This window comes from Sedimenticola selenatireducens (genome assembly GCF_007625115.1).
GTDB classification, from domain to species: domain Bacteria; phylum Pseudomonadota; class Gammaproteobacteria; order Chromatiales; family Chromatiaceae; genus Sedimenticola; species Sedimenticola selenatireducens_A.
The window spans coordinates 59,483-84,483 of record NZ_VMNH01000023.1 but is presented as its reverse complement, the minus strand read 5'-3'; the positions used below and the strand labels follow the sequence as shown (position 1 = coordinate 84,483).

Here is a 25,001-nt window from a genome sequence, read left to right as displayed (position 1 = left end):
TGAACAATATAAGCTTGTCAGTTGGCAAGTTTAAGATATTTCTGGTGCAGCGTATCAATTTGAGGATGAAGGTGCTCCAGGCTGCCCGAATTATCAATGACATCATCAGCTGAAGCCAGGCGGCTTGTGCGGTCTATTTGCGTGGCGATAATTGCGCGGGTTTGTGTTTCAGATGTCTGATCGCGTTGAGTGACGCGACTGACTTGTATCTCAGTGGGGCAATCTACCACGAGGATGCGATCTACGCTCTTTTCCTGTCCAGTTTCAAACAGCAGTGGGATAGAGAAAATGGCATAGGAGGCATGAACTTCAGATAATTGGCGCCTCATTTCAGCGCGAATAATTGGATGAAGGATGCTTTCCAGCGTTGCCTTGGCGTCGGGATCAGAAAAAATATGTTCCCGCATCCAGGGGCGATTCAGTTCCCCGTCCGTGGTCAATGCGTCTCGGCCAAAATGCGCTGCAATTTTTTCTAAGGCGGGTTTACCCGGGAGAACCACTTCTCTGGCAACGACATCGGCATCAATAATCGGTACGCCCAGTTTAGCAAAGCCGTCGGTTACGGCGGTTTTACCGCAGCCGATACCACCCGTCAGACCGATTATTAACACAGATCAGGCCAATCCTGCCCAGTGGAGATAGGCGGCGTTGATTTGTTCGCCCCAGATCAGACTGATCCAGCCCGCAGCAGCCAAATACGGACCGAAAGGTATCGGTATATTGCGATCCCGACCGCGGACAAGAATCAGGCTAATCCCCACCACGGCACCAACAACGGATGAGAGTAGGATGATCTGAACCAATGACTGCCAACCGAACCAAGCGCCAAAAAGTCCAAGTAATTTAAAATCACCGTAGCCCATCCCTTCCTTTCCGGTGATCAATCTGAACAACTGAAAAACCGTCCACAAAGAGAGGTAGCCTGCTGCAGCGCCTATGATGGATGAGTGGCTGTCCGTGAAAATCGTGAAAAGGCTAAGGATAAGACCCAGCCATAACACCGGCAACACAATGGAATCAGGTAACAGTTGGTGATCAAAGTCGATCAGGGTGAGTGCAATCAACGACCATGTCAGCAGCAGAGCAGCACCCGCTTGCCAGCTAAAGCCGAAGTGCAATGCCACAGCCAGGGAGAGCAATCCGGTTGCGAGTTCGACAATCGGATAGCGCATAGAGATCGGCTGTTTGCAGTCCGAGCAACGGCCACGCAAAAGCAACCAACTAATGATCGGGATATTTTCCCAAGCGCGGATCTTATGGCCGCAGTGGGGGCAGCTTGAGCTGGGGCGACTGAGGGTTAGCGGAGTAGCTTTCTGCTCAACTGCCTCATCTTTCCCAAACAGCTCATTGCACTGTGCTTTCCAGTCGGCTTCCATCATCTTTGGAAGCCGGTAGGCTACTACGTTGATAAAACTGCCAACAAATAGACCCAAAAGTATGCACAATAGGCTAAAGAGCGCGTGGTTATGTTGTAAAACGTCTATAAAATTCATCAATTGAAACTAAAATAGTCGGTCACGTCAGGTTGGTTATACCACCGATGCCATTTTGAAGATGGGTAGGTACATAGCTACGACCAATCCGCCTACAAGTGTGCCAATTACGACCATGATCATGGGTTCCATTAGGCTACTAAGTGCATCAACGGCATTATCTACTTCTTCCTCATAGAAATCGGCTACCTTCGATAGCATATGGTCGAGTGAACCCGATTCCTCACCAATAGCTACCATCTGAATAACCATATGAGGGAATAGTTGTTGTTGCTTCATGGTCAATTGAAGTGACTGGCCGGTAGCGATATCCTCGCGCATTCGGAGTACTGCATTGCTATAGATTATGTTTCCCGTTGCGCCAGCAACCGATTCAAGAGCTTCAACAAGCGGAACGCCCGCAGCGAACATCGTGGCAAGGGTTCGTGAGAAACGGGCGATTGTGGCTTTATGGATAATTGAGCCGATAATGGGAAATTGTAGGAGGGTCTTGTCAAGAATTTCCCGCATTTTTCGGGAGCGCTTGTAACTATACCCAAAGAAATATACAGCAGCGAATGTACCAAGCAGTAACAACCACCAATAGCTGGTCATCCATTCAGATAGGGATATGACCATTTTAGTGAAGGCAGGTAAATCCCCTCCAAAGCTTGCGAAGAGGCTTTGAAACTGAGGAATTACAAAAATCATGATGAGTACAGTTACAAGAATGGCCACGATTATCACGGCTGCAGGATAGAATAGCGCTTTTTTGATTTTGCCTTTGATGGATTCGGTCTTCTCTTTATAAGTGGCAATTTTATCAAGCAGGTTTTCAAGAACACCCGCTGCTTCGCCGGCGCGAACCAAATTGCAAAAAAGATCGTCGAAATAAAGAGGGTGCTTTGCCAGCGCTTCTGCCAGCGCAGTACCGCCTTCTACATCTGCTTTGATTGCGAGAAGTAAATCCTGCATTGAAGGATTATTATGACCTTTGCCCACAATATCAAATGCCTGAACCAATGGCACACCTGCTTCCATCATGGTTGAAAGTTGGCGTGCAAAAATAGCTATATCACCAGCGGTAATTTTCTTCTTGGTATTTAATAAGGCAGTGGCCTTTTTCTTAACTTTTAGTGGGTTAATTCCCTGGCGCCTGAGATCTGCTCTTATGAGCGCTATTGAAGGTGCCCGCGATTCCCCTTTTACTCGCTTACCATGTTTATCAGCACCTTCCCATGAATACACATAGGCTTTTTCGGCCTTAGGGGCCTTTTTGGCAGCAGTTGCAGTAGCCATATCCGTTAATCCTTGGTAACCCTGTTAATATCTTCCAGGCTGGTGATGCCAGCTCGAACCTTGTCTAATCCAGCTTCTCTGAGTGTCAATATACCCTCGGCTTTTGATTGCGCCTCAAGTTGTAATGAGTTGCCCCCTTCCATGACCAGCTTTTCCATTTCAGAGGAGATGGGCATTATCTGAAATATACCAACTCGCCCCTTATAACCATTAGTGCAGCGGTCACATCCTACCGCTTTATATATGGTTAAGTTATCGAGCTCGCCCTCGTTGAAACCCTCTTCAATGAGGGCTTCTTTAGGCAGTTCATCGACCACTTTACAGTGTTCGCACAATCTTCGAGCCAAGCGTTGAGCCATAATAAGTATGACAGAAGAGGCGATATTGAAGGGAGGAATTCCCATATTTGCCAATCGTGTCAATGTTTGGGGGGCATCATTGGTATGCAGAGTTGATAGTACTAAATGTCCAGTTTGTGCGGCCTTTACGGCAATTTCGGCCGTTTCAAGGTCGCGAATCTCGCCGACCATGACAATATCAGGATCCTGGCGCAAAAATGCTCTTAGGGCCGACGCGAAAGTCAGGCCGGTTTTTACATTAACATTGACCTGGTTGATGCCGGCAACTTGAATTTCAACCGGATCCTCTGCGGTGGAGATGTTTACCCCTTCACTATTCAGCATGTTGAGTCCGGTATAGAGCGAGACTGTTTTACCGCTACCAGTGGGGCCTGTGACCAGAATCATGCCATAGGGTTTCTTAAGAGCGGTTTCAAACATCTCTTTTTGCACCGGATCAAAGCCCAGTGCTTCAATCCCCAATTGGGCGCTGGTTGGGTCCAGAATACGCAGTACAACTTTTTCTCCATAGAGGGTTGGGCAGGTATTGACGCGGAAATCAATTGATCGATTCCGTGATAACTTCATTTTGATTCGGCCATCTTGGGGGACGCGTCTTTCAGCAATGTTCATTCTGGACATTACCTTGATACGGGCTGTCAAGCGTGAGGCAATATTGATTGGTGGAGAAGAGACTTCCCGCAGAATGCCGTCTTGTCTCAACCTGACGCGAAAGGTCTTTTCGTAAGGTTCAAAGTGAATGTCAGATGCGCCAGTGTTGATGGCGTCCAGTAGCATCTTATTTACAAATCGAACAACAGGGGCATCGTCAACATCCAGATCGCCCTCTTTTTTATGTGCATCAGGATCCTCAGAGGAGATATCCAGGTTATCGAGGTCGGCATCCAGTAAGTCAGACATACTGGTGTCATTGGCTTCGAGTGATGCCTCAATGGCACGAACCAGTTTATCCTCTTCAACAACAATGGCTTCGATGGCCAGTCCCGTGTGGAACTTGATTTCATCGAGCCCCTGAATATTTGTGGGGTCTGATACCGCCAGAAAGAGCCGATTGCCCCGGCGAAAGATCGGTAGAGCATGGTGAATTCGAATCAGTTTTTCGTCAACCAAACTAATTGGGGCAGTGGATGTGTCGAGCGCTTCAAGCTCAAATAGCGGTACACCGAATTCTTGTGAGGCGGAGAGAGCGATACTTTTACTATCAAGTAGTTTGCTTTCAACTAAATAGGATACGAATTGCTGGCGCTTCTTTGCGGATTCAATAATCGATTTTTGCGCGCTTTCCTCAGATAGCAGATTATCAGCGACAAGACGTCGTGGAAGGCCGCTCAATGCTATGTTCTGGGTTGCTGTTGTCATCTTGATTGGGTTTTCTGGGTTCTGATGTGGTCAGGGTCAGGTGATTATAATGTCCGAAATACAGGTGCAAAATATTTTATCGGCACCTTCTACCAATATTTTACCTTTATATACTGAATATACTGATATATACGGAAAACTATACCCCTTTGAATCTTAATAGCCAATTATGGCTTGTTTTTCAAGTTGTTTATATCATTTACATCACAACATATTGTTTTTTTAATGGTGATGATCTATGAAGGTATTGGCTGTTTACCCGCCAGATGCTGTTGGTGGCTGGTTTGACTCCGACACCTTGCGCACAGCTACACAGCTGAGCCAAGAACCACCGTCACCCCGGTGGAGGTCTGGGTCCAGGGGATTCAACAATTTACTGGGTTATTCGTTTGGCTCACCCTTCTGGTACGACTTTCAGTCGTGCAACGTGCTTCGCGCTTTTGTCCTGCCTGCGCACAGCTACACAGCTAATGCGAACCCAACGGGGTTTATGTGTGTGCCAGGATGTTGGGGTTCGTTCCTCCCCTAACTTGCGCGCTATTGTTCTGGGTGCGGTATCCCGCCCTCCTGCCAGAATCGGGGGCCAAAGGCCACGACATTTTTTGCAGGTACGAGGTTGTCAGTTTCTATTCTCTGCAGTGTATCCGGCAGCAGCGTCCACAACAGGCCTGCCATTGCCGCGCCTGCGACCAGACGCAGCAGTAGGATCTGATGTGCCGAGGCAACAGAAGTGGGGGAGGTCTCGTGATAGAGCCCCAGCATCAGACCAACGATAACAGCAAACAGGGTCTGGCTGAGTGGCATGACGATCACGCCACTGACAAAGGCGTAGGCCATGCCAGCCATCAGGGAACAAAAAAGTGCAATCCAGAGCGGCAGTTCGCCCTTTTTTTCCAGTACGTCCGAGTCTTTAAAATAACGCCGGGGCCAGGCAAGGCTACCCCGGCCGACCAGGATCACCAGGATAGCAGTGGAAGGCAGGCCCCATTCGGCGGCAATCTGCAACAAACCATTGTGGGGGTGGGCGGCGATCGTGTTGGGATAGTAGGCATAGTGCATCGGCCCCACGCCCAGCCAGGGGTTTTCCGTGGCCATTCGTAACGCCTGCTGCCAGAGTTGCAGACGTGCTGGATCCTCCGCCAACTGGGCCAGGCGGGAACTGGTCTCCAGATCTGGGATATAGAAAAACAGAAACAGGTAGAGCAGCCAGCCAGCAGTGGCCGTCAGCAGGGTGAGCTTGACCGGCCTCCAGGCATCCTTTCTGAATACCAGCAGGGTGAGGGTAAGCGCCAGGGTGATGGCCAGTTGGGCGCCACGGCTTTGTGAGGCAAACAGTAATACCCACCATCCTATGGTGAGAATAATTAATAAACCGCGAATAGATGCAAAAAGGCGCGGATAAAGCAAAAGGGGTAAAGCGATAAGTGGCAAGGTCCAGATCTGGAACTGATTGAAGAACCGTATGTTTGAAAATCCACTGAAAGGTTCAGGCAAGAATAAAAGGTTACCTTGAATGAAGATGCCTATATAGCTGGTGAAAAATGTGATTTCATAGCAAAATGCGCTGACAGTGATTGCGACAAACAGGGAACCAATAATGATATGGTTGTAGCGCTGAATTAGGAGTGCCACAGTAAATGAAAAGCCGACTAGCAGTATAAATAGACCAAGCTCTAAGATGGCGTATTTGATTGCTGGGGCCGTTAGTGACGAAATAAGGCCGAGTAAAGTGACAATAGCCAGACCCCATCGACTTAGGCGGGGTAGAGAGAAGAGCATGCGCAGAAAATGTTTTGCGCCAGGTTTTGAGAAAAGTATTTGGCTGGCGGCTAAAAGAACCAGTATTACTTGAACGATACGTTTTTCATCATAACGCTGAGCCCATGAAATAAGATCAAAGCTTGGGGCAAGCGCAATAAAGAGACAGAAACAGAAGAAAATTGCAATGGAATAATGGGAGAAGCTTAGATGAACTGCCTGTTTAAAATAAATAATTGGCTGTTTGAATCTCATGCTGATCTCGGTAAACCAAAAAGCCACGCCATTGTAACGGCGTGGCTTTTTGTTGTTGGCTGAGAAGTGTAATTAGCTTCTGCAGTTTGCAGGTATATACTTATTAATAGTAGTGGCGCTTGGTGAGCAGGCCCAAGTGACACTGTTCGCGGTAAGTGTCCCTGTTAAGACCAAAGATTGGGCGTCTGCAACAGTGCTACCCGTATTCTGGAGTGCGACGGTTATGGTCGTCTGGGTGGCAGCATTGGGGCCAGCACCAACAGTAACGCTTTGAACTATGGGTGAGGTGATATTGGTATTTGTATCAAGCCCTGCTTCAGCGTTGGTGTCGCAATTACTTACCGCAGTACTACTCAGCATACACTCGGAAACCGATGTTTTTGCTGCAGATGCAAAGCCGAGTGCTTCAGTTATTCTGGATCGAATGGTGTAATCCTGATAGGCAGGAATCGCGATTGCCGCCAAGATACCAATGATCGCCACAACGATCATTAATTCAATCAATGTAAAACCAGACTGTGCTTTTTTCATGGGTGACTCCTTAAATATAAACTTATGTATTCTGTGGCAAATGCCTGAGTGTAATCCTTCATCACTTTCATCTTACGGCTCAGCAAATGCCAGCCCCAGATTACTTAATGAAGGATAAAGCAAGGGGTGTGCCAGCTATTCTTTAGTTCGGTGGGTTAAAAGTTAACTTGTTGAAATTAAATGAGATTACTTCTAAAGATGCTGGTGGTGTGTAGTTCGATGTGTGTGATGGATTTCAAGCTAAGCCTTCACTCTTTGTCAAAAAGTGACGTAAATTGTCACTTTTTAAGAATGACTCTTTAGTCTAATCCCAGTTTATCGAGTTTGTAACGCAGGGCTCGAAAAGATATCCCCAATTTTTTTGCGGCGGCGGTTTTGTTCCAGTGTGTCTCTTCCAGTGCTTGCGTGATCAGTTCGCGTTCCACTTTTTCCATGTGGGCATCGAGTGAAGTCTCCGCGCTAAATTCTTGAGTGCTGGTTTGGGTATTGTCTGTCGGTGTTGTATTTGGAATCAACAGATCATCCTGTGTGATAGTGCTGCCTTCACAGAGCGCAACAGCACGCTCCAGCATATTTTCTAATTCTCGAATGTTGCCCGGGAAGTTGTAGCTAAACAGTGACTTGAGTGCGTCACGGTCGATACGGGGTTTTTCAGAGCCCGCTTGACTGGCAATGCGGCTGAGCATTTTATCGGCCAGTAGAGCAATATCATCCTTGCGCGCTCTCAGTGGCGGTATGGTCAACTCAATGACATTGATGCGGTAGAAGAGGTCTTGGCGGAAATCGCCCTGATCGACCAGACTGCTTAGATCTTTGTGCGTGGCACTGACGATACGGACATCCACGGATAGTTCTTTCTGGGCACCGACGGGGCGAATGGATTTCTCCTGGATGGCGCGTAGCAGCTTTACCTGCATATTGAGGGGTAGATCGGCCACTTCATCTAAAAAGAGTGTGCCTCCATCGGCTGCTTGGAACAGCCCCTCTTTGTCGGTCACTGCCCCGGTGAAACTGCCTTTGAGATGCCCAAAGAATTCACTCTCCATGAGTTCCTGAGGAATGGCACCGCAGTTGACGGCGATAAAGTTGTGGTCAGCACGCGGGCCCTGTTTGTGGATCATCCGTGCTGCCAGTTCTTTACCTGTTCCTGATTCCCCGCTGATAAAGACAGGGGCCTGGCTTCTGGCCAGTTTACGGATCATGGTGCGGATTTGCTCTGCTGCGGGTGATTTCCCCAGCAGTTCTGAGTTTTTTTGTGCTTCTGCGATGGGTTTCTCTGTTGTAGCCGGGGCTTGTTCCAGCATAAGTGCGGTACCGACCAGCTTGCGCAACATGGTCAAGTCAACGGGTTTTGAGACGAAATCAAAGGCACCGGCCTTGAGTGCCTGAACGGCGGAATCCATGTTGCCGTGGGCAGTAATAACGGCCACAGGAAGTTGAGGATACTGTTGGTTGATCATTTCAACCAGCTCAATGCCGTTACCATCTGGTAGGCGCATATCAGTTAGGCAGAGATCGAACTGTTCACTCTCTAACAGGGCTCTGGCTGCTCGCAGATCCTCAGCCGAGCGGGTATCGATATTCATTCTTCCCAAGGTGATCTCGAGAAGCTCACGAATATCGGGTTCGTCATCTACTATAAGTGCCAGTGGATTACTCATTATCTAACCGGTTGGTTGCCTCTGCCGGGAAAGGTGATACGGAAACAGCTGCCACCGCTGGGGATGGCAATATAATCAAGTCCGAGGCGGTTGGCCTCACAAAGCTCTTTGGCGATATAAAGCCCCAGTCCCGTACCCGCATTTCGAGTGGTAAAAAAAGGTTCGAACATTTGCCGGGCATTTTCAGGTTCAATGCCTGGGCCATTATCAATAATATCGACAAAGGGACCGCCCGATTCTCGAGTAATTCCACCACTGATCTGGATGCTCAAGGCCTCTGCTTCACGATCAAAGTGCCGCACTGAATTTTCGCACAGGATAACAAAAATCTGACGAAATTGACTTGGATCTGTCCGAATGAGTGTACTGTCTGGATTGATCTGCAGGTGAATGTGCCCTTCAGGGAGATTCAGTGTACGTGTCAATTCCCCCGCAAACTGTTCAAGCCAGGGTTTGAGCAAAAACTCTTTCGGGAGAGAGCGGCCTCGGCGGGAGAGCTGTAGGATGTTCTCGATAATCTCATTGACCCGTTTCGTGTTGGTGCTGATGATATCGATCAGGCGACGATCGGCCTGGGGGATATCCGGTGACTCTTTGAGCAGTTGTTCGGCATGGCTGATGGCGCCGAGAGGGTTACGTATTTCGTGGGCAATACTGGCGGTCAGCCGTCCTAATGAAGCGAGTTTCATCTGCTGGGCCTGCTGGGTAACCGTTGCGGTATCTTCCAGAAAAATGACCGCGCCCCCTTTATTGTTCTCTCCCAGCATAGAGAACCCTGCGGTGAGTTCTCTTCCCCCGGACGTCGGTTTGAAAGGTATCGCCGCTTTATGTTGCTCAGGGTCCCATTCGTGGAGTTGCACGGCCAGTTTATGGCAGGCCTGTTCCAAGGGGCTGCCATTGCCGCATTCCGGCATGCCCAGTAGATACCAGGCCGATTCATTCATCAGTCGAATGGTGCTTTTGGTGTCGACCACAATAATGCCGGTAAGCATGTGCTGAATGACATACTCATTCAACTGCTCCATGTTTGCCAGATCCAGTTTTCGTTGGCTGGAGAGGGCCTCACTGGTTTTTAGCTGACGGGACAGGGCGTGTGCCAGAATGGCGATGGCAAAAAACAGGGTGCCAAGCAGTCCGGCCTGCGTATAGGCAGTTGTTTCGAACGCCTGAGCCATATCCGCATAGACCTGCTCGGTAAGCACCGACAGGCTGGCGAGCGCGGCTTCAAGGCCCGCGTAATTTCCCCGCGTGATCAGGCTGCTGGAGGCGATTGATACGGCCAGTAGCATGCCTAAACCCGTGCTGATGCCTCCGCTGGCATGCATCAGGAGTGTGACGGCGCAGATATCAACGAACACCATCATGAAGGCTTGTTGATTCAAGGATAGGGTGGGGGAGGCGTATAGCAGCAATCCACTTGCTACCACCAGGCCGATATAGATGATGACGGTGAGGGTGTAAAGTCCGGGGTCAGATTGGCCCAGTAGTGAGGGACCCATCTTGCTGAAAAAGAGCAGGCCCAATAGGCAAGCTACTGTCAGGCGATAGTAGAAAAAGATCTGAATAGATCGCTCAGGGGCATTACCGAATAGCGAGGTCTGGGGGCTATCGAGCTCCAGGCTCTGTTGTCTTGGGTCATTGAGGCCCATAGGTGGCTTGGCTTGTTTTGTTAGGTGGAAAGGGGCGCAGGCTAATCTTTATCATGGCGAGCGATCAAATGGGCCTCAGAACAGAAAAAATCACCATCCTTTGTGAGCGCTTCGGCCTCAGGCAGGTAAGTGTTACATACTTTGCACTGAACCATGTTATCTGCGGCGTTATTTTCACGCCTGCGGTCAGATTCACTGAAGCGCGCTAAGTATCTGCGTACTATAATATAAATCCCCCAGAGGGTGAGAATAATAAACAGTAGTCTTATGCCCATAATCTTAGTTTATTAGGGTATTTCCTAGTTTTGCTTATTTTGGCAATTTCGACCAGAATAGCACTCTTTTTATAACGCTGACCGGTTGCGAGAATGAATCTACACGAGTATCAATCAAAACAGTTATTTGCGAAACAGGGTATTCCTGTCCCGGAGGGTAGTCCAGTCACCTCTGTCAAAGAGGCGCGACGTGCTGCTGAGGCGCTGGGTGGTGGACGTTGGGTGGTTAAGGCCCAGGTGCATGCCGGTGGTCGAGGCAAAGTCGGTGGTGTGGTGCTGGTCGACAGTCTGGATAAGGTTGAGGCCGAAGCGAATCGCCTGCTTGGCAGTATGCTGGTTACTAAGCAGACCGGCGAGCCCGGACTGCCCATTAATACCCTACTGATCGAAGCTATTACCGATATTGACCGGGAACTCTATCTGAGCGTTTTGGTTGATCGCGAATCGAAAAAGGTGTTGTTCATGGCCTCGCAGGCCGGTGGCATGAACATTGAGGAAGTGGCAGAAGAGACGCCTGAACAGCTGCATATTATTCGTATCGATCCCGCCGCAGGTCTGCAGGGTTACCAGTGTCGCAAGCTCGCCTTTGCGCTGGCGTTGGAAGGAACCCAAATCCGTGAATTCCAGAAATTCATGTTTGCCCTCTATAACCTGTTCATTCAGAGCGATGCAAGCCTGGTAGAGATCAACCCACTGGTTGTGACCAAGGCCGGCAATCTGATCGCACTGGACGCCAAGATCAACCTGGACAGCAATGCCCTGTATCGTCAGCCCAATCTGCTGGCCATGCGTGATATCAGCCAGGAAGATGAGCGTGAGGCGAAGGCCGCTGAGCATGATCTGAACTACATCACCCTGGATGGCAACATCGGTTGCATGGTCAATGGTGCAGGTCTGGCCATGGCTACCATGGATCTGGTGCAACTGAAAGGCGGTTCACCCGCCAACTTCCTGGATGTGGGCGGTGGTACGACGGCTGAGCGTGTTGCAGAGGCCTTTAAGCTGATCCTTTCTGACGAGAAGGTTGAGGCCGTACTGGTCAATATCTTTGGCGGTATTGTACGCTGCGACCTCATTGCTGAGGGCATTATCGAGGCGGTGAAAGAGGTCGATATCAAGGTGCCGGTAGTGGTGCGCTTGGAAGGCACCAAGGCGGCTGAAGGCCTGGCACTATTGGCCAACAGTGGTCTTGCTATCACCACGGCGGCTGATCTTTCTGAAGGCGCAGAGAAAGTAGTTGCTGCTGCTAAGGGCTGATTATTTGAACCGGAACCGGCGCAGTATTTGCGCTAAACCGGAATCACCAGATACAGGAAAAGAATTGTGAGTATCCTCATAGATAAAAACACCCGAGTGATCTGCCAGGGTTTTACTGGCAAGCAGGGCACCTTCCACACCGAGCAGGCCATTGCCTACGGTACTAACATGGTAGGTGGTGTTACCCCAGGTAAAGGTGGCCAGAAACATCTGGATCTGCCCGTTTTCGATACAGTACATGATGCCGTCAAGGCGACCGGCGCCGATGCCACCATGATCTACGTGCCTGCCGCTTTTGCCGCAGACGCGATCCTGGAAGCCGCCGATGCAGGCATTAAAGTGATTGCTTGCATCACTGAAGGCATTCCTGTCATGGATATGCTCAAGGTCAAGGCTGCACTGGCGCACTCCGACAGTCGTCTGATTGGCCCGAATTGCCCAGGCATTATCACCCCAGGCGCCTGTAAGATTGGCATCATGCCCGGCATGATCCACCAGCCTGGTAAAATCGGTATCGTATCCCGTTCTGGAACCTTGACCTATGAAGCGGTCTTCCAGACCACCTCAACCGGACTGGGTCAGAGCACCTGTGTCGGTATTGGTGGTGACCCGATCCACGGCATGAACTTCATCGATTGTCTGGAGTTGTTCCAGAAAGATCCACAGACGGAAGGTATCGTGATGGTGGGCGAGATCGGTGGATCTGCTGAGGAAGATGCGGCCGCCTTTATCAAAGCCAACGTGACGAAGCCTGTTGTGGGCTATATTGCGGGTGTTACTGCACCTCCAGGCAAGCGCATGGGACATGCTGGCGCTATCGTCAGTGGTGGCAAAGGGACGGCAGACAGCAAGTTTGCTGCCCTGGAAGCGGCCGGTGTAGCGACGGTTCGCTCACCTTCAGAGATCGGCGCCAAGATGCTGGAACTGATGAGCTGATAAAGCCAGGATCCCCGAAATTGGGTATCATAAGCCGCCCCGGTCCTCTGGCCGGTGGCGGCTTTTTCGTCATGGATAGGGTCAGTGGATATCCAGTCGTGTTTTAGAGATAGATGAGGCGCCTGATGGGTGCCATTGGCAGGTAACGCTTTGAGCTTAAAAATATCACTCGCCCAAATCAACCTGAAGGTTGGCGATATTCAGGGTAACGCTGATCGCGTACTTGAGGCGATGCGGATTGCCCGGGATGAGCAGCAGGCTCACGCCGTGGTATTTCCAGAGTTGACCCTGACCGGTTACCCGCCGGAAGATCTGTTGCTTCGACCCGAACTGATTGAGCGGGTGGAGCGTGAGCTGGCCCGGATCTGCTCAGTCTGTAGCGGCATTGACCTTATACTCGGCTATCCTCGCTGTCAGGACGGCAAACTCTATAATGCCGCGGGGGTAATTCGTGAGGGTCAAATTGTCGCGGAATATTTCAAATCACTGCTGCCTAACTACAGCGTTTTTGACGAGAAGCGTTACTTTGAATCGGGTGACAGACCTTGTGTATTTGATTTACAAGGTGTCCCGGTTGGGATCACCATTTGTGAAGATATCTGGTACAAGACCCCTGCGGCTGAGGCTGCTGAAGCGGGTGCAAAAATCCTACTTAACCTGAACGCTTCGCCGTTTCATATGGGTAAGGCTCCAGAGCGTGAGACCTTGTTACAGAAAAGGGCGCAGGAGTCCGGGCTTTCCATCATCTACCTCAATCTGGTGGGTGGACAGGATGAGTTGGTATTTGACGGAGGATCTTTCGTCGTGTCGCCAGAGGGTAAGCTGGTTCAGCGTGCTGAATTTTTTAAAGAGGCCCAACCGGTAGTGGAATTTGAGGAGCAATCCGGACGATTCCTACCAGTCCCTGCTCAGATCAGCCCCATACTCCCGGAAGAGCAAGCCGTCTACAGTGCCCTGGTGACGGGTGTTCGGGACTATGTGCTGAAGAACGGTTTTAAGGGCGCGGTGCTAGGCCTTTCGGGTGGAATTGATTCGGCCTTAACCCTCGCCATCGCGGTGGACGCATTAGGCCCTGAACAGGTGGAGGTGGTGTTGATGCCTTCCCGCTATACCGCTGATATGAGTAATGAAGATGCTATCCTGGAAGCGGAGCTACTGGGAGTTAAGCATCAGACTATCCCGATAGAGCCTGCTTTTAACACCTTCCTGGATATGTTGGCAGGACCCTTTACGGGCACTCAGCCGGATACAACTGAAGAGAATATCCAGGCCCGATGCCGAGGTGTGTTGCTAATGGCCATTAGCAATAAGAGTGGAAAGATTCTGCTTACCACAGGCAATAAGAGCGAAATGTCTGTAGGCTATGCCACCTTGTATGGCGATATGGCCGGCGGTTTTGCGCCGATCAAAGATGTCCCTAAATTGCTGGTCTATCGTTTGGCGGAGTACCGAAATCAAGCCGGGGAAGTGATACCGCGGCGAGTGATAGAGCGGCCACCTTCCGCCGAGTTGGCACCCGATCAAAAAGATTCGGATAGCCTGCCGCCTTATGAGGTCCTGGATTCTATTCTTGCGAGGTACATTGAGCAGGATCAGGGTGTTGCCGAGATTGTGTCGGCGGGCTTCAGTGAACAGGCGGTACGTCAGGTTGTGCGGCTTGTCGATAGGAATGAATACAAACGCCGACAGGCACCGCCCGGTGTGAAAATCACACAACGTGCTTTTGGACGAGATCGACGCTACCCGTTGACGAATGGATTTTGAATTCAGTGAGAAGCTTTGATAGCTATGCTACTTATTGCTGGAGCGCAGTTTTCCGGTAATATGTGAGGTTATCTTAACGAGATAAAAAACTGCCGCTGATGCGGCCAGGTGATAACAGGAGCCAAGCAACAATGAAAAAAGTCGACGCGATAATCAAACCTTTTAAACTGGATGATGTGCGAGAGGCATTGTCTGCTGTCGGTATTACCGGCATGACCGCCAGTGAAGTGAAAGGATTCGGTCGGCAGAAAGGCCACACTGAACTCTATCGTGGGGCGGAGTATGTGGTGGACTTCCTTCCCAAGGTTAAGATTGAAGTGGTGATCAACGAGGGACAGCTTGACGAGTGCATCGAGGCTATTACCAACGCAGCCCGTACCGGCAAGATTGGTGATGGCAAGATCTTCGTTACTTCCGTTGAGAAGGTAGTGCGTATTCGTACCGGTGAAGAAGATGAGACGGCTATCTAACAATTAAGCGCCAGTCATCAAAAAGGGGTGCCCTATGGGCACCCCTTTTTTGTCTGTGAATCATAGGGAGCCCCATGGGCGCCATTGGAGGGCATGGCCCGCCCTATGATGGGGTGCAAACTGCCACCCTTTTAGTTTTTATCCAGTTCAAAGTAATCCCATACTGCCTGACCCAGGGACTTCTCTTCCTCATAATCTCGATCTACCACATCCAGCGATCCGTTCTGTATGTTCGCCGCCAGCACGCGCTTGGCATCTGTAGAAAGCTCTTCAAGGCCCAGTTTGTCATAGGCCTCTATCATGATTTCAAGGGCCTCTTTCACGGCGGGCGTACGCTGATACTTTTCAATAACCGTGACACAACGGTTGGCGGCAGCAAGATAGGCCCCCCGTTTCATGTAATAGCGTGCGACATGAACCTCATGGCTGGCCAGATTGTTGCGCAGATAAAACATTCGCTTGCGAGCGTCATCGGCGTACTGACTTTCCGGAAAACGCCGCACCAGTTCAGCGAAATCATTGAACGAGTCGATGGTTGAGCCGGGGTCCCGCTGGGAGGTGTCTGTTGGAATAAAGCGGGTAATGAAGCTTAAGTTTCGATTGAAATTGACAATGCCCTTGAGGTAGTAGGCGTAGTCTACATGGGGATTGCGAGGGTGCAGTCGAATGAAGCGATCGGCTGCAGCAATAGCCGCCTCATGGTTACCATCCTTATAGTAGGCGTAGGCCACATCGAGCTGAGCCTGCATGGCATAACGGCCAAAAGGATAACGTGACTCCAATCCCTCGAAATATTTAATGGCGGTTTCATAATCATGGTCCGACATGGCGAAGCTGGCTTCGGTGTAAAACTTTTGTGCGCTCCAGCCCAAGGTTTCATCCTTCTCTTTAGGTAGCAGGGAGCATCCAGAGAGCAGAATTAGGGTTAGGGTTATAATTATGATGCGTGTTTTGGTCATTATCGATAGTGACTGGGTGATGAGTTAAGCCAAAAAGTATACCCGAAAGGTTTCTGTTGGGCGATCTTACACAGGACTGTTTTGCAGATAGATTGTTTCAGGGAGCCGTGGAGGGTCAGAATGCGTTAAACTGGCGCTATTTGGCGATTGGTACACAGAGGCGGAAACATTGTCTGAAAGGATAGAGCATCATAGTGCGCGGGTAGGCGTTGATCTGGCGGGAAAGCGACTGGATCAGGCCTTGGCTCAGCTGTTTCCGGATTATTCGAGGAGTCGGCTCCAGCAGTGGGTGAAAGAGGGATTGGTGACGCTGGACGGTGTGGCCTGCCGACCGAGGGATAAAGTCTTGGGGGGTGAGTGGATCACTCTCGAAGCCCGATTGGAGGACCAGGTTGAGTGCCAGCCGGAGGCGATTGAGCTGGATATAGTGTATGAGGATGAGTCACTTCTGGTGATCAACAAGCCAGCGGGGCTCGTGGTCCATCCTGCTGCAGGTAACCCGGACGGGACTTTACAAAATGCTTTGTTGCATCACGACCCTGAACTGATACAGCTACCCCGGGCCGGTATTATTCACCGTCTTGATAAAGAGACAACGGGGCTGCTGGTGATTGCCAAGACACCCGGTGCCCACAGAAATCTGGTTGAGCAGCTTCAGGCCAGAGAGTTTGAGCGTGAATATCGAGCAATCGTTATTGGTGTAATGACAGCGGGTGGATCTGTGGACAAGCCGATTGGCCGTCACCCAACCCAGCGCATCAAAATGGCGGTCAATTATTCCGGGAAAGAGGCCGTGACTCATTATCGTGTAGAAGAGCGTTTTCGCGCTCATACCTATCTGAGAGTGAAGTTGGAAACCGGCCGAACCCACCAGATTCGTGTTCATATGGCGCATATCCGCTACCCGTTGGTAGGCGATCCGGTCTATGCGGGTCGTCTGCGCCAGCCAGCCGGAGCATCTGAGCAGTTGCGTGAAAAACTGCGTCACTTCCACCGTCAGGCCTTGCACGCGAAGCGCCTGGGGTTGGTGCATCCGCTGAGCGGTGAGTGGATGGAGTGGGAGGCCCCTCTGCCCGATGATATGCAGCAGCTGCTTGAGGTACTCCGAGAGGATCTGAAACATGGCTGAACAGCAGCCAGTATTGCTAACCCCAGAATGGCCAGCACCTCGATCGATAAAAGCGGTCATGACCACCCGTCATGGCGGGATGAGTAAGCCGCCCTATGACAGCCTTAATCTGGGTGAGCATGTTGGCGATGACCTGCAATCGGTTCTGGAAAATAGACGATTGCTGGTATCTGTTGCCAACTTGCCGAGTATGCCCCTATGGTTGAATCAGGTGCATGGCACGAACGTTCTGGATTGCGCTGCCGCTATTGGGAGTAACATGGCCGATGCCGTTACGACGGATCGACCGCAACAGGTGTGCGTAGTGATGACGGCAGATTGTCTACCGGTGCTGCTCTGCAATCGGGCGGGTACTCGGGTGGCGGCCGTCCATGCGGGATGGCGGGGGTTGGCCGAAGGCGTGATAGAGGCGGCATTATCCCACTTTGATGATTCGGCTGAGCAGATATTGGCTTGGCTGGGACCCGCCATCGGTCCCGAGACGTTTGAGGTTGGAGCGGAAGTTCGGGAGCGGTTTCTACACGATGATTTGCGTGCAAGTGGGGCTTTTGTTGCAGGCCGACCGGATCACTGGATGGCCGATATTTACCAACTTGCTCGTATCAGGTTGGAGCGGGCCGGTGTCGGTTTTATCGGCGGCGGGGATTACTGTACAGTTACCGACAACAACCGTTTTTTTTCCTATCGAAGAGATGGCGTGACGGGACGTATGGCCTCGCTGATCTGGATTGAATAAGAAACCTAATCTTGGCAGCCAGAATGGTGCTGTAGTTTCAAATAACATCCGTCTAGCCGCGGAGGATTGATTAAATGAGTGACTGGAAAATGCTGACCCTGGTTGGCGAGGATCAGCCTGGAATTGTAGGACAGGTAACGAATGCCCTGTATCAGGGGGGCTGGAACCTAGGTGAGGCCTCCATGATTCGTCTCGGAGGCAATTTCACCATCATGTTGATGGTCAGTGGGAGTGGCGCAGTTGAACCTGTGTTACAACCGGTAGCGACGAAACTCGGCTTGCATATGCATGTGGATGACATCGCGGGCTCCCTTCATCAGCATGTGGTACCCAATATCCAGGTACGTGTGGCAGGGGCCGACCGCGCCGGCATAGTCGCCCAGGTGACAGCGGTCCTGGCTGAAAAAGGTTTCAACATCCTGGAACTAGAGTCGGATGTGGCGGGTTCCAGTAACAGGCCTGTCTATATCATGCACATCCAGGGTTATTCTGAGCTCCCCCTGGAATTGATTGAAGAGGCTCTGGACAACCTCGGTGATATTGATGTGAATGTGTCCCCTATAGAGACACTGATTGGATAAAAATGGCTGTACTGGAAATATTGAAAATACCCGATGAGCGACTCAAGCAGGTCTCTGATCCGGTTGAACAGTTTGATGATGCCTTGCGTACTTTTGTTGCCGATTTGGAAGAGACGCGTCGTGATGGTCCTGCTGCCGTGGGAATTGCGGCCCCTCAGGTCGGTCATTTTCAACGCATTGTCATTGTAGACGTCTCTAATACGCGTAAACCCGTGCCCAATCATGGTCATATGATTCTGGTGAACCCGGAGATTACCCACTGGGAAGGATTCGAGATGGGGCGTGAGGGGTGTCTCTCCGTACCGGATTATACCGGTAACGTCATTCGTGCGACGCACATCAAGATTCGTGCACAGGATCCCTGGGGTAAACTGCTGGAGTATGAGATGGAGGGTTATGAGGCGCGCGCCGTTCAGCATGAGCTCGATCATATTGACGGTATGTTGTTTATCGATCGGGTTGTGAGTCGTCGTACTGATCTGTTTCAGCGCAAGGTATATCAGAAGGGTGGCAAGTCAAAAAAATAAGCCAGGCAGATCCGGGCATTCACCATGACTTCTTTAACCTTAGTTGTTTTCTCGTTGCTGGCCGGCCTGTTGTTATGGCAGTTCTATCGTCTGACTGTCGCCTGTCGTCGTGCTAATCGAGTGGATTGGGGGCGAGGCTGGATGAACCTCCTGGATGGTCTTAACCGACTGTTCTGCTACCGCTATCATCGTCTGAACGTGCTCGGTATGCGTCTGCCTAAACAGGGCCCTGCCATCGTGGTGGCTAATCATGTGTCAGGACTTGATCCCATGCTCTTGCTCGCCTCTGCAAGGCGCCCCCTGCGGTTTATCATTGCTCGCGAAGAGTACCAGCGCTATGGCCTTAACTGGCTGTTTCGGGCGATAGGATGTATCCCTGTCGATCGTGAGAAGAAACCCGAACAAGCACTGCGCGAGGCCTTGCGTTGTCTTCGTAATGGCGAGGTCGTCGCCCTTTTTCCCCATGGCAAGATTCACCTTGATAGCGACCCGCCGCGGCGTATCAAAGCCGGTGCCATACGGCTTTCACAGATAACGGGGGCCCCGATTGTCCCTCATCATATCAGCGGTGTCCGAGGGGAGGGGGGCGTTATTAGCGGAGTGCTGCTTAGAAGTCATGCCAGGATAAAGTCCACATCCCCTATCTATCCGGAAGAGTGGGGACGGGAGCAGTTACAGGCCCTGGTTCAAGCTGTGTTGGACAATAAGAGTGAAGATCTGGAGTCGATAGCGAACTGATATCTCTATTGAATTTTGATATTGAGTGCCCCATCTGCTAGGTAACCTTAAAATTTACCGGAGTAATATCCATGCGAATGGACAGACTTACAAGCAAGTTCCAGATGGCTCTGGCTGATGCACAGAGTCTAGCTGTTGGCCGGGATCATCAATTCATTGAACCGGCTCATATGATGACTTCCCTGCTTGACCAGGAGGGAGGCACTGTTAGACATCTTCTTTCTCAGGCCGATGTGAACGTCAATCAACTGCGTTCCGGCTTGGGTGATATTTTGGATCGGCTGCCCAGCATTGAAGGGGCCGCTGGCGATCTGCATATCTCCAATGATCTGGGGCGGCTGCTCAATCAGAGCGACAAGCTGGCGCAAAAGCGTAAAGATCAGTACATCTCCAGCGAACTGTTTGTCCTGGCAGCCCTGGAGGACAAAGGAGAACTGGGTGATCTGTTGCGCAAGTCAGGTGCGGCGAAACAACCCCTTGAACAGGCCATTGAAAAATTGCGCGGCGGTCAGCAGGTGAATGACCCGAATGCCGAAGATCAACGTCAGGCGTTGGAGAAATACACCATTGATCTTACGGAGCGGGCTGAGCAGGGCAAGTTGGATCCGGTCATTGGGCGGGATGATGAGATCCGTCGGACGATCCAGGTACTACAGCGTCGTACCAAGAATAATCCGGTCCTTATCGGTGAGCCCGGCGTCGGTAAAACCGCCATCGTCGAAGGTTTGGCCCAGCGTATTATCAATGGCGAAGTGCCGGAAGGGCTGAAGAATAAGCGCCTCCTTTCGCTGGATATGGGTTCACTGATTGCGGGTGCGAAATTCCGCGGTGAATTCGAAGAGCGTCTGAAGGCCGTGTTGAATGACCTCTCCAAACAAGAGGGGCAGATCATTCTGTTTATCGATGAACTGCATACCATGGTAGGTGCCGGCAAGGCGGAAGGGGCCATGGATGCGGGTAATATGCTAAAGCCTGCACTGGCTCGGGGTGAATTGCACTGTGTGGGTGCGACCACGTTGGATGAGTATCGCAAATATATTGAAAAAGATGCCGCACTGGAACGCCGCTTCCAGAAAGTGCTGGTAGAAGAGCCCACGGTTGAAGATACCATTGCCATTTTACGCGGTTTGAAAGAGCGCTATGAATTGCATCACGGTGTTGATATTACCGATCCGGCCATTGTGGCAGCGGCCACACTCTCTACGCGCTATATCACTGATAGGCAATTGCCGGATAAGGCGATTGATCTGATTGATGAAGCGGCCTCGCAGATCCGTATGGAGATCGACTCCCTACCGGAAGAGATGGATCGGCTGGAACGGCGTCTGATTCAGTTCAAGATTGAGCGGGAGGCGTTGAAGAAAGAGTCGGATGAGGCCTCTAAAAAGCGTCTGTCTCAGCTGGAAGCCGAGATCGAAAAAGCGGATCGTGAGTTCTCCGATCTGGATGAAATCTGGAAATCGGAGAAAGCGGCCCTGCAGGGCACGGCACACATCAAAGAAGACCTGGAGCGTGCACGACTGGATATGGAGACCGCTCGCCGTGCCGGTGATCTGGGGCGTATGTCCGAGTTGCAATATGGACGTATTCCCGAGTTGGAAAAACAGCTGGATATGGCGTCACAGGCCGAGATGCAGGAGATGAAACTGCTGCGTAACAAGGTCACGGATGAAGAGATCGCCGATGTGATCTCCAAATGGACCGGTATCCCCGTTAGCAAGATGCTGGAGGGTGAGCGGGGCAAACTGCTACGGCTGGAAGATGAGCTGGGCAAGCGAGTGATCGGGCAGACGGAAGGCATTACCGCCGTATCAAATGCCATCAGGCGTTCTCGTGCTGGATTATCTGATCCCAAGCAGCCCAATGGTTCATTCCTGTTCCTCGGCCCAACCGGTGTGGGTAAAACAGAACTTTCAAAGGCTTTGGCTGATTTCCTGTTTGATACAGAAGACGCCATGGTGCGCATCGATATGTCCGAGTTCATGGAGAAACATTCGGTCGCCCGATTGATTGGTGCGCCTCCTGGCTATGTCGGCTACGAAGAGGGGGGCTATCTCACAGAGGCTGTGCGCCGTCGCCCCTACTCAGTGATTCTGCTGGACGAGGTGGAGAAGGCCCATCCCGATGTGTTCAATGTACTACTGCAGGTATTGGATGACGGGCGTTTGACGGATGGTCAGGGCCGAACCGTTGATTTCCGCAATACCGTTATCATTATGACATCGAATCTGGGGTCAGATCTGATTCAGACCATGGCGGGTGAAGAGCAGTATGACAAGATGAAGTCAGCTGTGATGGAGGTGGTTGGGCAACATTTTCGCCCCGAGTTTATTAATCGCGTGGATGATATTGTGGTATTCCATCCATTAGGGCGTGAACAGATTCGCGCCATTACCGTGATCCAGGTGAAGTATCTGGAGAAGCGTCTGAGCGATCATGATATGGGACTGGAATTGACGGAAGCTGCACTGGACAGACTCGGTGAGGCGGGCTTTGATCCGGTTTATGGGGCAAGACCACTGCAGCGGGCGATTCGCCAGCAGCTGGAAAATCCGTTGGCCCAGGAGATTCTGGGAGGACGATTTGGTCCGGGCGATACCATCAAGGTCGATTCCTCTGGCACGGGACTGACTTTCAGTAAGGCATAACTGCCTATATTCTTGCACAGCAATAGCTGTGCAAGAATATCTTAAATCATCCGCTTTTTTATTGTGTTATTTCACCTGACATTTATGCCAAATACCTCTGGCGTGCGTGGATGCGGGCTATCCTTATAGCGTATTGGCCCATTCTACTAAAAGCTCCCTGTGACACTTCTGCTAAAGAGCGTACCTTTCTTCGCCAACAAAAACCGGCTTAATTGAAGCTGTTTAAATTGACCCTACGTTTGCAAGTCAATTTAAACTTAGAAAGTTTTCAAGATGGTTGTGGTTTTTTTAAAGAAAATTACCAATGAAGTGAGAAGTATCCACACCAGGAGCAATCATGAAGTATCACCGGTTCCCACTTAAACGTACCGTTCTAGCAACCCTTGCGACTGCACTTGCTCAAGGTGTGATTGCAGAAGAGACGGTATTACCGAGTATTACAGTCACTGCTGAACCCCTGCAAAAAGAGCAAACGATAAATTCGACCAAAGTAGATGCAAATACCTTGCAGTCCCTGCGACCGGCAACCAGTGATGCGGCTTCACTGCTGAAAAACATTCCAGGCGTCAATCTTTATGGTGCGGGTGGTGTTTCCAGTTTGCCCGTGATTCATGGTCTTGCAGATGATCGTTTGCGTATCAAGGTCGATGGAATGGATCTGATTTCTGCCTGCGGAAATCATATGAATCCCCCCCTCTCCTATATCGACCCGACCAGTGTTGGCAGTGCTGAAGTGTTTGCTGGGATTACGCCGGTCAGTGTAGGTGGTGACAGTATTGGTGGCGCCATTCTGGTAGATTCGGCAGATCCAGAGTTTGCCCAAGCTGGTGAGGGGTTATTGCAGAAGGGTGAGGTTGGTGCTTTTTATCGGAGTAATGGCGATGCCCATGGTGGTAATCTGTCTGCAACGATAGCCAATGAAAAAATCAGTCTTACCTATCGGGGGTCAACGGCCCAGTCCGATGACTACAAGGCGGGAGACGATTTTAAACCTGCGGGTCTCGCAGCAGCCGGCAGAGGGTGGCTGGATGGTGATGAAGTCGGCTCCAGTATGTATAAGTCGACGAATCATTCGCTGGCTTTGGCCATGCGTCATGAAAATCATCTGATGGAGCTAAAGCTGGGGCTGCAGGATATCCCATATCAGGGCTGGCCTAATCAGCGCATGGATATGACAGGCAACGACAGTACCCAAGTGAATCTTCGTTATGAGGGTGAGTTTGATTGGGGTGGGCTGGAGGCACGTGCCTATCGGGAGCACACTCGCCATGTCATGCAGTTTGGTGAAGATAAACTCTTCTGGTACGGCTCTAATAGTGGTGTTCCATTCACTGACGGTGTGCCCTGTACACCTACAGCGGGTATGAACGGATGTGCCGCCGGCATGCCGATGGATACGGAAGGTAAAAACAGTGGTCTGGTCGTAAAGGCTGATCTTCCTCTGTCAGAGCGTGATCTGCTGCGGGTCGGTGGTGAAGCACAGCGCTATAGATTGGATGATTGGTGGGATCCTTCAGGTAAGGGGATGTGGCCGAACACATTCTGGAATATCAATAATGGGGAACGTGATCGACTGGCGGCCTTTGCTGAATGGGAAGCGCAATGGAACCCCAAGTGGTTGACGCAGTTCGGTTTGCGTTATGAAAAAGTAGATATGAATGCCGGTGATGTGCAAGGGTACAATACCACCTCTGCACAGTATGCGGCTGAATCGGCTGCGTTCAATGCCGCCGACCGGGAAAAAACGGATCATAATATCGATCTTACCGCTTTGGCTCGTTTGACACTGGATGATACGCGCTCTCTTGAATTTGGCTATGCCCGAAAGACTCGCTCCCCTAATCTCTATGAACGCTACACCTGGTCAACAGGGGGCATGGCGATGCGCATGATCAACATGGCCGGTGATGGCAATGGCTATGTGGGTAATCTTAATCTGGAGCCCGAAGTGGCACATACCCTTAGTGCTACGTTTGACTGGCATGATCCTGCACAGGATAAATGGGGCCTTAAATTGACCCCATACTATACCTATGTAAATGACTATATTGATGCCCAGCGTTGTGCATCAGCCAATAGTAACTGTGGTGCGGCTAATCAGACGGATACTAACGCCTTTGTCTACTTGCAGTTTGTGAACCAGTCTGCGCATATGTATGGATTGGATGTTTCAGGTCATTATCCGTTGGCGGAGAATACCTCTTATGGTGATTTCACTGCTACAGGTGTGCTGAGTTATGTTCGCGGTAAGAACCGGACTACTGATGACAATCTTTATAACATCATGCCACTGAATGCCAAGCTGGCGGTCGTGCAAAGCACAGGGCATTGGAAAAATACCCTGGAAGTTGAGCTTGTTGATGGGAAGGATGATGTGTCACAAGTGAGAAATGAACTTGAGACCAAGTCGTATGGCCTGCTGCATCTGCGTAGCCGTTATGAATGGAAGCAGGTAGGTATTGATTTTGGCATAGAGAATGTGTTCGACAAGTTCTATAACCATCCACTTGGTGGGGCTTACACGGGTCAGGGTAAGACCATGTCAGGTACTGATGTTCCTTGGGGTGTTCCTGTTCCCGGTGCGGGACGATCGATCTATGCAGGCGTGAACTACAAGTTCTAACCGGATACTTTGTCA

General features: G+C 50.8%; 21 protein-coding genes. 11 read left to right on the top strand and 10 right to left on the bottom strand.

Translation table 11 applies throughout. From position 1 onward, the window contains the following. Nucleotides 1-17 precede the first annotated feature (17 nt). The 9 genes from coaE to FHP88_RS19570 form a co-directional block, all read right to left on the bottom strand. Nucleotides 18-611: a dephospho-CoA kinase gene (gene coaE / locus FHP88_RS15075; RefSeq protein ID WP_144359919.1), complete on the bottom strand. Its 594-nt coding sequence runs from the start codon at nucleotides 609-611 to the stop codon at nucleotides 18-20. Nucleotides 612-614: 3 nt separating this feature from the next. Then, nucleotides 615-1,493 (bottom strand): prepilin peptidase, encoded by an 879-nt coding sequence (locus tag FHP88_RS15070; protein ID WP_144359918.1) that lies wholly within the window; start codon nucleotides 1,491-1,493, stop codon nucleotides 615-617. A 36-nt stretch (nucleotides 1,494-1,529) separates the two neighbouring features. After that, complete coding sequence (locus FHP88_RS15065) at nucleotides 1,530-2,771, bottom strand: type II secretion system F family protein (protein WP_144359917.1); 1,242 nt, start codon at nucleotides 2,769-2,771, stop codon at nucleotides 1,530-1,532. A gap of 5 nt (nucleotides 2,772-2,776) precedes the next feature. Beyond that, nucleotides 2,777-4,489, bottom strand: coding sequence for a type IV-A pilus assembly ATPase PilB (pilB, locus tag FHP88_RS15060; protein ID WP_144359916.1), 1,713 nt, complete (start codon nucleotides 4,487-4,489; stop codon nucleotides 2,777-2,779). Between the two features lie 537 nt (nucleotides 4,490-5,026). After that, on the bottom strand, nucleotides 5,027-6,502 hold the full coding sequence (locus FHP88_RS15055) for an O-antigen ligase family protein (RefSeq protein ID WP_144359915.1): 1,476 nt from the start codon (nucleotides 6,500-6,502) through the stop codon (nucleotides 5,027-5,029). Between the two features lie 72 nt (nucleotides 6,503-6,574). Beyond that, nucleotides 6,575-7,033, bottom strand: a complete 459-nt coding sequence (locus FHP88_RS15050; RefSeq protein WP_144359914.1) for a pilin — start codon at nucleotides 7,031-7,033, stop codon at nucleotides 6,575-6,577. 299 nt (nucleotides 7,034-7,332) lie between these two features. Continuing rightward, complete coding sequence (locus FHP88_RS15045) at nucleotides 7,333-8,694, bottom strand: sigma-54-dependent transcriptional regulator (RefSeq protein ID WP_144359913.1); 1,362 nt, start codon at nucleotides 8,692-8,694, stop codon at nucleotides 7,333-7,335. Next, nucleotides 8,694-10,343 (bottom strand): sensor histidine kinase, encoded by a 1,650-nt coding sequence (locus FHP88_RS15040; protein WP_222106675.1) that lies wholly within the window; start codon nucleotides 10,341-10,343, stop codon nucleotides 8,694-8,696. The genes FHP88_RS15045 and FHP88_RS15040 overlap by 1 nt, the downstream gene beginning before the upstream one ends. A 41-nt stretch (nucleotides 10,344-10,384) precedes the next feature. Further along, nucleotides 10,385-10,618: a PP0621 family protein gene (locus FHP88_RS19570; protein ID WP_420493007.1), complete on the bottom strand. Its 234-nt coding sequence runs from the start codon at nucleotides 10,616-10,618 to the stop codon at nucleotides 10,385-10,387. 93 nt (nucleotides 10,619-10,711) lie between these two features. Here FHP88_RS19570 and sucC point away from each other — a divergent pair, with 93 nt between their 5' ends. The 4 genes from sucC to FHP88_RS15020 all read left to right on the top strand — a co-directional run bounded on the left by sucC (nucleotide 10,712) and on the right by FHP88_RS15020 (nucleotide 15,045). Further along, a complete protein-coding gene (gene sucC, locus FHP88_RS15035) occupies nucleotides 10,712-11,875 on the top strand; it encodes an ADP-forming succinate--CoA ligase subunit beta (protein ID WP_144359912.1) in 1,164 nt (387 codons plus the stop codon). Between the two features lie 66 nt (nucleotides 11,876-11,941). Next, nucleotides 11,942-12,811 (top strand): succinate--CoA ligase subunit alpha, encoded by an 870-nt coding sequence (gene sucD, locus FHP88_RS15030; RefSeq protein ID WP_144359911.1) that lies wholly within the window; start codon nucleotides 11,942-11,944, stop codon nucleotides 12,809-12,811. 150 nt (nucleotides 12,812-12,961) lie between these two features. Beyond that, a complete protein-coding gene (locus FHP88_RS15025; protein ID WP_144359910.1) occupies nucleotides 12,962-14,575 on the top strand; it encodes an NAD+ synthase in 1,614 nt (537 codons plus the stop codon). A gap of 131 nt (nucleotides 14,576-14,706) precedes the next feature. Next, the gene (locus tag FHP88_RS15020; protein WP_144359909.1) at nucleotides 14,707-15,045 is read left to right on the top strand and encodes a P-II family nitrogen regulator; all 339 of its coding nucleotides are present in this window, start codon (nucleotides 14,707-14,709) and stop codon (nucleotides 15,043-15,045) included. A 131-nt stretch (nucleotides 15,046-15,176) separates the two neighbouring features. Here the strand turns inward: FHP88_RS15020 and FHP88_RS15015 are convergent, their stop codons facing one another. Beyond that, on the bottom strand, nucleotides 15,177-16,004 hold the full coding sequence (locus FHP88_RS15015; RefSeq protein ID WP_144359908.1) for an outer membrane protein assembly factor BamD: 828 nt from the start codon (nucleotides 16,002-16,004) through the stop codon (nucleotides 15,177-15,179). Nucleotides 16,005-16,173: 169 nt separating this feature from the next. Here FHP88_RS15015 and rluD point away from each other — a divergent pair, with 169 nt between their 5' ends. The 7 genes from rluD (at nucleotide 16,174) to FHP88_RS14980 (ending at nucleotide 24,986) form a co-directional block, all read left to right on the top strand. Continuing rightward, nucleotides 16,174-17,133 (top strand): 23S rRNA pseudouridine(1911/1915/1917) synthase RluD, encoded by a 960-nt coding sequence (gene rluD, locus FHP88_RS15010; protein WP_144359907.1) that lies wholly within the window; start codon nucleotides 16,174-16,176, stop codon nucleotides 17,131-17,133. After that, nucleotides 17,126-17,869, top strand: a complete 744-nt coding sequence (pgeF, locus tag FHP88_RS15005) for a peptidoglycan editing factor PgeF (RefSeq protein ID WP_144359906.1) — start codon at nucleotides 17,126-17,128, stop codon at nucleotides 17,867-17,869. Before rluD ends, pgeF begins: the two co-directional genes overlap by 8 nt. 74 nt (nucleotides 17,870-17,943) lie before the next feature. Next, on the top strand, nucleotides 17,944-18,450 hold the full coding sequence (locus FHP88_RS15000) for a glycine cleavage system protein R (RefSeq protein WP_144359905.1): 507 nt from the start codon (nucleotides 17,944-17,946) through the stop codon (nucleotides 18,448-18,450). A 2-nt stretch (nucleotides 18,451-18,452) separates the two neighbouring features. Further along, a complete protein-coding gene (gene def / locus FHP88_RS14995) occupies nucleotides 18,453-18,977 on the top strand; it encodes a peptide deformylase (protein WP_144359904.1) in 525 nt (174 codons plus the stop codon). Nucleotides 18,978-19,001: 24 nt separating this feature from the next. Then, nucleotides 19,002-19,715, top strand: a complete 714-nt coding sequence (locus FHP88_RS14990) for a lysophospholipid acyltransferase family protein (RefSeq protein WP_144359903.1) — start codon at nucleotides 19,002-19,004, stop codon at nucleotides 19,713-19,715. 71 nt (nucleotides 19,716-19,786) lie between these two features. Continuing rightward, complete coding sequence (clpB, locus tag FHP88_RS14985) at nucleotides 19,787-22,363, top strand: ATP-dependent chaperone ClpB (RefSeq protein ID WP_144359902.1); 2,577 nt, start codon at nucleotides 19,787-19,789, stop codon at nucleotides 22,361-22,363. A 337-nt stretch (nucleotides 22,364-22,700) separates the two neighbouring features. Further along, the gene (locus FHP88_RS14980) at nucleotides 22,701-24,986 is read left to right on the top strand and encodes a TonB-dependent receptor plug domain-containing protein (protein ID WP_144359901.1); all 2,286 of its coding nucleotides are present in this window, start codon (nucleotides 22,701-22,703) and stop codon (nucleotides 24,984-24,986) included. Nucleotides 24,987-25,001: the final 15 nt, after the last annotated feature.